The 8,649-nt window shown below is 59.1% G+C and carries 6 protein-coding genes and 3 pseudogenes; 1 reads left to right on the top strand and 8 read right to left on the bottom strand.

All coding sequences use genetic code 11. The features are described 5' to 3' along the window. Positions 1 to 17: 17 nt before the first annotated feature. The 8 genes and pseudogenes from ATI53_RS22080 to ATI53_RS22115 all read right to left on the bottom strand — a co-directional run. Positions 18 to 236 (bottom strand): annotated as a pseudogene (locus ATI53_RS22080) (transposase); the annotation flags it as partial. Between the two features lie 741 nt (positions 237 to 977). Further along, complete coding sequence (locus ATI53_RS22085; protein ID WP_111551396.1) at positions 978 to 2,381, bottom strand: amidase; 1,404 nt, start codon at positions 2,379 to 2,381, stop codon at positions 978 to 980. 328 nt (positions 2,382 to 2,709) lie between these two features. Beyond that, a complete protein-coding gene (locus ATI53_RS22090) occupies positions 2,710 to 3,414 on the bottom strand; it encodes an ABC transporter ATP-binding protein (RefSeq protein ID WP_009503026.1) in 705 nt (234 codons plus the stop codon). Continuing rightward, on the bottom strand, positions 3,407 to 4,204 hold the full coding sequence (locus tag ATI53_RS22095; RefSeq protein WP_111551397.1) for an ABC transporter ATP-binding protein: 798 nt from the start codon (positions 4,202 to 4,204) through the stop codon (positions 3,407 to 3,409). The genes ATI53_RS22090 and ATI53_RS22095 overlap by 8 nt, the downstream gene beginning before the upstream one ends. Beyond that, the gene (locus ATI53_RS22100; protein ID WP_111551398.1) at positions 4,201 to 5,205 is read right to left on the bottom strand and encodes a branched-chain amino acid ABC transporter permease; all 1,005 of its coding nucleotides are present in this window, start codon (positions 5,203 to 5,205) and stop codon (positions 4,201 to 4,203) included. The genes ATI53_RS22095 and ATI53_RS22100 overlap by 4 nt, the downstream gene beginning before the upstream one ends. 1 nt (position 5,206) lies before the next feature. Continuing rightward, positions 5,207 to 6,085 (bottom strand): branched-chain amino acid ABC transporter permease, encoded by an 879-nt coding sequence (locus ATI53_RS22105; RefSeq protein WP_009503023.1) that lies wholly within the window; start codon positions 6,083 to 6,085, stop codon positions 5,207 to 5,209. 34 nt (positions 6,086 to 6,119) lie between these two features. Further along, on the bottom strand, positions 6,120 to 7,376 hold the full coding sequence (locus ATI53_RS22110; RefSeq protein ID WP_170134647.1) for an ABC transporter substrate-binding protein: 1,257 nt from the start codon (positions 7,374 to 7,376) through the stop codon (positions 6,120 to 6,122). A gap of 354 nt (positions 7,377 to 7,730) precedes the next feature. Then, positions 7,731 to 7,904 (bottom strand): annotated as a pseudogene (locus ATI53_RS22115) (IS5/IS1182 family transposase); the annotation flags it as partial. 188 nt (positions 7,905 to 8,092) lie between these two features. Here ATI53_RS22115 and ATI53_RS24560 point away from each other — a divergent pair. Continuing rightward, positions 8,093 to 8,649, top strand: a pseudogene (locus ATI53_RS24560) (transposase family protein); the annotation flags it as partial.

Raw genomic sequence — 8,649 nt, forward strand, 5'->3', positions numbered from 1 at the left:
CGTCAATGTCGTCAGCTCTTTCCCAGAAGGTCTTTCAGCACGACGTTGTCCAGCATGGTGTCCGCCAACAGGCGCTTGAGCTTGGCGTTCTCGTCCTCAAGGGCCTTCAGCCTCGCGGCCTCGGACACCTCCATGCCGCCATACTTGGCCTTCAGCTTGTAGAACGTCGCCGTGCTCAGGCCATGCCTGCGGCACACCTCAACCGTCGGCATTCCAGCCTCCTGCTCCTTGGTCATTCCAATGATTTGCGCCTCGGTGAAACGGCTCTTTCGCGTGTGTCTGCTCCTTCAGAGTTGGCGCAGACTCTACATCACGGTGAGGGATTTCGCGGGGGGCAGGTCAGTGGCACCATGCATCTATATCGTGGATATGCCTATTTCAAAGGAGGGGCCGCGCATTGACCACCTGCGCTCACCCACCCTTAGTCGAAACCGATGCTTGAGAGCCTGACTTGGTTTGCGTCCACCGAGGTAGGGGGAGTTCCCAGTGCGGACGGGGCCGACCAGCGGGTGCGCGGCTGCGGGGGAGTATTCCAGATTTTATTCTGACCACACCGAGGGGCCCAGATCGTCGCTGCGCCAAACGGTCACCCACTTGGCTCAGCACCTCGGGCGAGCTAAAGTACAGCGCGCCCACCCCTAAGCAACATCCATACGATTGATCGTGTGTTGAACCTTCGCGGCGTTCTCACCACTGCCGGCAAGATTTCGCATGATGCCCGGCGAAACTCTCCAATTTCGGCTACGCCATGAAGACCCGCCTGCGCCCTCCTGAACTGGATGACCTGCTGCGCCCGCGGCTGATCGCCGAAAAGGTGTCCGAACGGGAATGGCTGCCTTTTTAGGTGTAAACGACCCGACACCATCGTCAGTATCGGGCCGTCACAATATTCTGAAGGTGTTGTTCAGGGGGAACGCAGCATGGCGACCTTGTTCTGGAACTTCAGAATGCCACCTTTCGTGGCGCAGGTTGCGAAGTCACATCGCCAGCGGCGGGCGGTTGGGCCAGGTGAAGTCGTCCTGATAGGCCTTGCCCGCGCGCAACAGCAAGCCCTCTTCGACGTGCCGTCCGACCAGTTGGCAACCAACCGGCCGACCGTTCGCATCAAGCCCGCCGGGCAGTGTGAGCGTTGGGCTGCCAGTCAGATCTTGCATGCTGCAGAAGGATACCAGGTCTGTCAGGCCGGTCGGTTGTTCGCAAAGCTTGTTGAAGTCCTTGAGCGACGGCGCGGCAGTGGCCATGACCGGGGCGACAAACAGATCCACGCTTTGGAAGAGTGCGGCGATCTGCCCGCTGAACTTACGACGCGTGATGGTCGCCTTGGCAAGATCGAGCGTGGTCACCGTTTTTGCGGTCTCGAGGAACTCCTTCAAGACTTCACTATAGGATGACGGGCGCGCGGCGTACATGTCGGTGTGAGCCAGCAGAGCCTCGGCGTTAAGAATTGCTCCCCAGGCCTGAATTGCCTCATCGGTGTCGGGCATGGTGACGGGAACGATCTCTGCCCCCCGCTCCTTCAAAATGTCCAGCAAGCGCCGGGTTGCGGCTTGCACCGACGGCTCCACTCCGTTGTTGCAGTACTGCTCATCATAGCCAATGCGAATGCCCTTCACGCCTAGGTCCAGGGTGCTCAGGTAGTCCGGAACCGTGTCCGAAAGGCTGGTCGGATCATTCTCGTCCCTGCCAGCGATGGCCCCCAACATTGCCGCCGCATCCTCGACCCTGCGGGTCAGGGGTCCGACATGATCCAACGTGTCAGCGAGCGGGACAACGCCGTAGCGACTGACGCGTCCCCAAGTCGGTTTGAGCCCGACAACGCCGTTGCAATAAGCGGGGAACCGGATCGAGCCACCGGTATCGCTTCCCAAAGAGCCAAAACACAGGCCGGCGGCGGTCGCAACGCCCGAACCGCTGGACGAGCAGCCGCACCATGTGTCCTCTTTCCAGGGATCGATTGGCGCCTCGATACCGGGGTCATAGGTGATCAGCGCAGCTTCGGTCATTTCCAATTTGCCCAGTATCACCGCGCCCGCATCGCGCAGCTTGCTGACCACGGTGGAATCGCGCTCGGGGATGCGATCCTGAAATCCCGCAACGCCGAAAGCCGTGACGACGCCTTTGGTATCGCAAAGATCCTTGACGGCGACCGGAACGCCGTGCAGGGGCCCGCGGCGCTTGCCAGCCTTCAGTTCGGTCTCGGCGCGTTTGGCATCCTCCCTCGCCTGATCGGTCATGACCCGCGCGTAGCTCTTGATTTTCGGGTCGAGTTGTTCAATCCGCTCAAGCATCGCTTCCGTCAGTTCGACCGGCGAAAGCGCGCCACTCGCCATACTCTCGCCAACTTCGACAAGACCGGAAAAGCCCAATTCTTCATGCTTCATTTCGTTTCCCTTCTCGGTTTTATTAGAGTTTCGATCGTCATCGCGCGTGCAGGTTCTTTTTAGGATGCATCATCCCGATACAGAAAGCTGCCGCGCCTTTCCGCGTTATAGGGCGCCATTCGGATGCCAAATCGTTTTGATCCAAAACCAACGTGCTCATGTTTTGAGACCGCCTTTTTGTGACTCTTTTTGAGGCATTTGGTTTTTGTTTCGCCGCAATTTTTCTGTGAGATCGTAATAACGCGATCCCCATTACCGGAATAAGTGAGCAAGCCCGTACGCCCTCTTTTGCCCGGCGGGCCGTGGGCGTTGTGCATGTGGTTTGAGTCTAGCGATTGCCATCAATTCCCAGAGCACTCTGTGATAATGATTCCAGCGCATTGACGTCCGTCGCGTCGAGTTCCCGTGCGATCCGGCCTGAGCGTACCAGATAAAGCCTGTCGGCTACCTTTCGTGACATGGCGATGTTCTGCTCGATCAGCAGGATGGTCATGTCGAATTGCGCGCGCAATTTCTCCAGCGTCGCGTAAACCTCGTTTACCACCAGAGGCGCCAATCCGAGGGAGGGCTCGTCGAGAATCAACAGTCGCGGCCGGCGCACGATGGCACGCGCCAGCGCGACCATTTGCTGTTCCCCTCCAGAGAGGTTCGACACGCGCTCGCTGTGGCGCGCGCGCAAGACCGGGAAGAGCTCCAGCACTTCATCGAGCCGATCCTTGTGGCGACCGTCAAGGCCAATGACGATGTTCTCGATGACCGTCAGTTCGGGCAACATACCTCGTCCCTCCAAAACCACCGCGATGTCGCCTTGACGAAAACGCTGATGGGCCGGCGTCGCAGTGATGTCGCGCCCATCGAGACGAATTTGGCCGCTGGATCGAACCAGGCCGCTGATCACCCGCACGATGGTCGTCTTTCCGGCGCCATTCACACCGACCAGCGCCACCAACTCGCCCGGCTTCACCCTGAAGGTGACGCCAAACAACGCTTGAGAGGCGCCGTACCAAGCCTTTACATCTTCAAGTTCAATCATGATCGACTCCGAAATAGGCTTGCTGAACCTGCTGCAGGCCGAGAACCTCATCGGTTGCTCCGTGGGCAATCAGACGGCCCGCATCCAGAACGTGGCTGACCGGGCAGAGCCGCCTGACAAGATCCACGTCATGCTCCACCAGCACGGCCGTGATCTTGCCCGCGGATTGGATTTCAGCCAGAATTGACACCAGTTCGTGGCGCAGGTCCGGGTCCATGCCTGCCGCCGGCTCATCGAAGAGCGCGATCTTCGGCTCCGCAGCAAGCAGGCGGGCGATCTCCACCAGCCGGCGGGTCCCGAACGTCAAGTTGGAGACGAGTTCCCCGACAACATCACCCAGCAACAACCGCTCGGCGATCTCCATGCAGACGTCGCGGTCCCTTTTTTCAGCCGCCATATACTGCGGCAGTCTCAGGATTTGCGCTCCCAGGCCCGAGGACAGGAAACGGTGGCGGCCCAGCATGATGTTGACGAAAACTGTTTCGCCTTCAAGCAGACGAGGCATTTGAAAGCCGCGCAAGATGCCGCGGCGCACCCAATCTTGAGTGGACTGGCCTGTCATATTTTCGTCGCCCAGATGGATGCTTCCTCCAGTCGGTACAAGGAAGCCGGAGAGGACATTCAGCAGGGTTGTCTTGCCGGCACCGTTTGGTCCGATCAGCCCGTTCCAGACATTTGGCTTCAAGGACATCGTGACGTCGTTGAGCGCCATGAGGCCGCCGAAAGAAACCGACAGGTTGTCGAGGTTCAGTGTCACATCGCCGTCGAGAGGCATCTCGATCGTCTTCATTGCTTGTCCCCTCGTGATGTCCCGAGGCGTCGCAGGGCCTGTCGTAATGTTGGAACAATGCCGGCAGGCAAAAGCAGAACGATCAGCACCAACAGCGCACCGCTCAAAATGGGATAAAGGTTCGAGACGCCAGCCATGCCAAATAGTTCGGGAACGAAGACCAGGTAGGCGGCCCCCACCCAAGCCCCCAGCGGCGTTTTCACGCCACCGATGATCACCGCGACCAGCATGTTCAACGAGGCGAACATATCAAAGAAATTGGGAGAGATTGCACCAACATGTCCGGAAAACAGCCAACCCGCCACTCCGCTGAACAGGGCGCCGATGATGAAGGCGATGTATCTTGTGCGCGCCACCGAGACACCGCTGGATCTTGCTGCCAGCTCTGAATCGCGCGTCGCCGCCATGGCGCGCCCAAAGCTGGAATCGCGTAGCCTGAAGCAAAGCGTCGTGGCGAGGAGGCCAAGCGCGGCAAACAGAAAATAGGCGTTGATGGGGTCGCCAAAATCAATGCCCATTACCGACAGGGGTTCGGCGTAAAGCCCCTGTTCGCCACCAGTAAGATCGGACCACCGCACGCTGGCCCAGTAGAACAGTTCTCCGAACGAAAGGGTGATCAAGGCGAAGCGAAGCCCCGAAATGCGCAGTGCGAAAATGCCGACAAATGCGCCGGCTGCGAGGCAGATGGCAAATGCGATCGGCAGGGTCACAATACCCGGCAAGCCGTAATGGACGCCGCCGATCGCCGAGACATAGGCCCCAATGCCGAAGAACGAAGCATGCGCCAGCGACAATTGTCCGGTGAAGCCAAAGAGAATGACAAGTCCCAGACCGGCGATGGCGTAAACAGCGGTAACGCCGACGAGGTAGAGCCAGTAACTCTCCAGGATGAACGGCAGGGCGAGCACCAAAAGGCAACCGACAGTTACCCATGCCATGCGCCGTAGCTTTTCTGGTCCGCCTCTGACGTCCGAGCGGACAATCGATTGCATATCAACCATGTTAGGGTCTCTGCTCCAAGTCTTGTAGGTATTTGCTCGGCAAGACGCCAAGCACGGCGATGATGAGAAGGAATACCGCCGGAATGCGCGCGTCCGCCCCAAGCCAGTAAACGACCCAACTTTCCAAGAGGCCGAGCCCCACAGCGATCGCCATTGGCCGCACGAAGCGGTCCAGTCCGCCGACTATTCCGGCAACGAATGCCTTCACCAGAAACGGTGCCATGTAAAAGGCATTGAGAGTGACCTTGCTGGCGATGAGGATTGCCGCGACACCAGCAATGGCACCACCCGCCGCCCACACCATCGCACGCACGGCCTGAACGTTGACTCCTGTCGTGCGGGCGATTTCGGGGCTGATGGCGACGGCACGGATACTCAGTCCCAGTCCAGTCTTGTTCAGGACAAGGGCAAGCAGGCCCAGAACGACAGCCAGCGTCACGATGACAGTGAGGTCGTTGGCGTTGAAGTAGACGCCAAGGAACGTGAACTCGATCTGGGCACCCAGGCTGAAGAATTTGAAACTCTTCGGGCTCGCAACCAGCTCGACGATCGCGGTCAGGAACATCATCACGCCCAGAGTGGCGATAAGGTCAAAGCCCGACCCGATCTTGGCCACTCGGCTGATGACGAGGATGTCGACGAGATAGCTGACCAACGCGGCGACGGCCAGGCCCAGTCCTAACGCCACTGCAATCGGCAAACCGAAGTAGGGCACCAGAAAGAAGGCGCACATGGCCGCCACCATGCCGATCTGCCCGTGGGCAAAGTTAACCACACGAGACACCCGATAGATCAGAAGGATGCCGATCAACACGAGACCATAAAGAGATCCGCTGACAAGTCCCCCTATGGTCAATTGAAGCGCTGTATCCAAGGTCATATTCTATCCCATTCCAAGCCCGAGTTGACGTCAGTCACTGAACAGGTACGGGGGGTGAAACCTGGCCAACCACGCCGTCCTCGATCCGCGCAATCCCGACGGCATTGGTGCCCTGCCGGCTGTCCGGACTGAAGGTTACCGGCGGAAGAACTCCGGTTTCGAAGCCTTGCATATGCTGCAGCGCCAACTCCAGACAGTCACGCGTGAGCGCCGGGGCGCCTTGCAGTGCCTCGATTGTCACCATGGCCTGCGCAAAGCCTACAGCATTCCACATGGAAGGTGCCTTGCCGTTCACCGCCGTGAAGTCCTCGACGAAGGCGCGCACCTTGGGGTCATCGCTTGTCAGGGCTGCGACCTTGGTGGGAGTCGTTATCCCCTCTGCTTCCTCGGGGAACGCACTGATAAAGCTTTCGTCTGTCATATCGGACTGGGTGGCGATCTTTGGGTTATACCCGATCTTCATCGTAGAGCCGATTGCCTGTCCGATACCGGTGGGCTGTATGACCATAAAGACCCAATCCGCGCCGATCCCTTTCAGCTCTTGAGCGATGGGCAGGTAGTCGGTTGTGGTGGCTTCGGTGCGCAGGACCTTGTCGATCTTCCTCCCGTGCCGTTCGAGCGCCGCTTCCATGCCCTGCAAAGCATCGTTGCCAATGTCGCCGGACTGCATGAGCAGCGCAATGCTGGCATCGGGATCCGTGCGGGCCACATAATCCGCGACCACGTTGAATTCGGAGACGAAGCTCGGCCAGATCATGTAGACGTGCGGGTTCTTCATAGTGCCGACCTTGCCGGCTGCCGGCGCATACATTCCGATCGACGGGATCTGGTTTTTATCAATGTAGGGCAGTACCGCGACAAAATTTGGCGTGCCGATCCCGCCAGAGATCGCGAAGATTTTCTCCCGTTCGACAAGACGCCGGACCTGCTGCTGTGCGTAGGCCGCGCTGTACTGGTCGTCCAGCGCCTCAAATTTGATCTTGCGGCCATTCAGGCCACCGGCGGCGTTCACTTTGTCGAAAACATATTCCTGCCCTTCGAACGCGCCGAGGCCGGGCCCTGCGACCGGACCAGTCAAGGGCGTAAAGGCGCCCAGTTTGATCAGATCGTCAGACACACCCGCCGCATCGGCGTCCATGTCGCATGTGGCGTCCGATGGGATCGACACGCTGGCGCCATCGGGGATCGGCACGGAGGATTGCGCATTCGCTGCCGTAGCACCAAGCGTGAAGCTGAAACCAACGACCCCAGCCACTGCGGCGCCTTGAAGTAACATTGAACGGATTTTCATTTTCTTGTCCCTAGTTTGGTTTCCATGTACGAGCCCTATCCAATTTGTGGATACCGTGCGCGCTATCCACATAATGAACACTTTGGATGGCATTTTTGGTTGCGCGTGGTTTCTTGCTGCCAAGCTAGGTGCTTACAGCGCAAAGAATCAAACGAAGATACAAGATGATGACGCAAAACATGAAAAGTGCCGCATAAGTTTGCACATTTTCAGACGCAACATATCCATATTATGGACACTATCATCACGGGCGCCTCGCCAAGTGGTTTTGACGGGAGTGGGCAAAATTAGAGGTTGATACGATAGCATAAGGTATTCGGAACAATACGAGGCCCGCGCTATGAAAGTATCGAGTGAACGGATGGCGGTATCGCTGCGGGTTTGCTGTCGGCCGCGTTTGCCGGTCGGCGCAGCATCCCATATCCTCTCTGGGTCAAACCAGATCGTCAGCGAGCCACGGCGCTTGAGCGCTTCGTTACAGGCCGGCCAGTTCCCGGTCTTGTAGGTTGGGGGCGTGGGTCTGCTCATGTCGTCCAGCTACCACGCTGGATTCACGACAGGAATCTCTCACCAAGTTTATGCAGCAGAGCTCCTGTTCATGGCAACAGCGGTTCCAAGGGACGTTCGGGACGGGGTGCGACCATGCTGGTCCATCTTCACAGCCAGGCAACCACGGTTCGGACGGCCATCCACGCCAGTGACGAACCCGCCGCCATTCCATTCTGGCAGAGCGATACGGGACCACCGAACAGACCGTCTGCAACCGGCGGCACCGCGATAGCGTTAAGGATCGCGGTCACACGCCGCGCCGGCTTCAGACCTCATTGACGCCCGCGCAAGAGGCCGTGGCGGTGGGCTTGCGCACGACGCTGCTGGTATCGCTCGATGACCTGCCGGCTGGGGTGCGCGAGCTCCTGAACCCGGATGCCTCGCGCTCCGGCCGCGACCGCTGCCTGCGTCGGCATGGCGTGGGAAACCTGCGCGACATGAAGGGCCAAGGCAGGAAAGCCGAAGCACAGCGGCTTCAAGGCGTATGAGCCCGGCTACATCCACATCCGTTGCCCGACAGGCGCATCCGCAGGATGCTGCCGATAGGGATGTGAAATACCTGCCGCCCCTCTCGGGACATTGCTGCGCCATACCCTGTCGGGCAGTGGATGGCCGATGAGAGCGCACGTCGCTACCTTGTCGGGGCCGTCGACCGGGCAACGCGTTGGGTGTTCATTTGCGTTTTCAAAGCCAGGACGGCGGCCAATGCCCGCCGCGTCCTTCG

This window comes from Salipiger aestuarii (assembly GCF_003259905.1).
In the GTDB taxonomy this organism is placed as follows: Bacteria; Pseudomonadota; Alphaproteobacteria; order Rhodobacterales; family Rhodobacteraceae; genus Salipiger; species Salipiger aestuarii.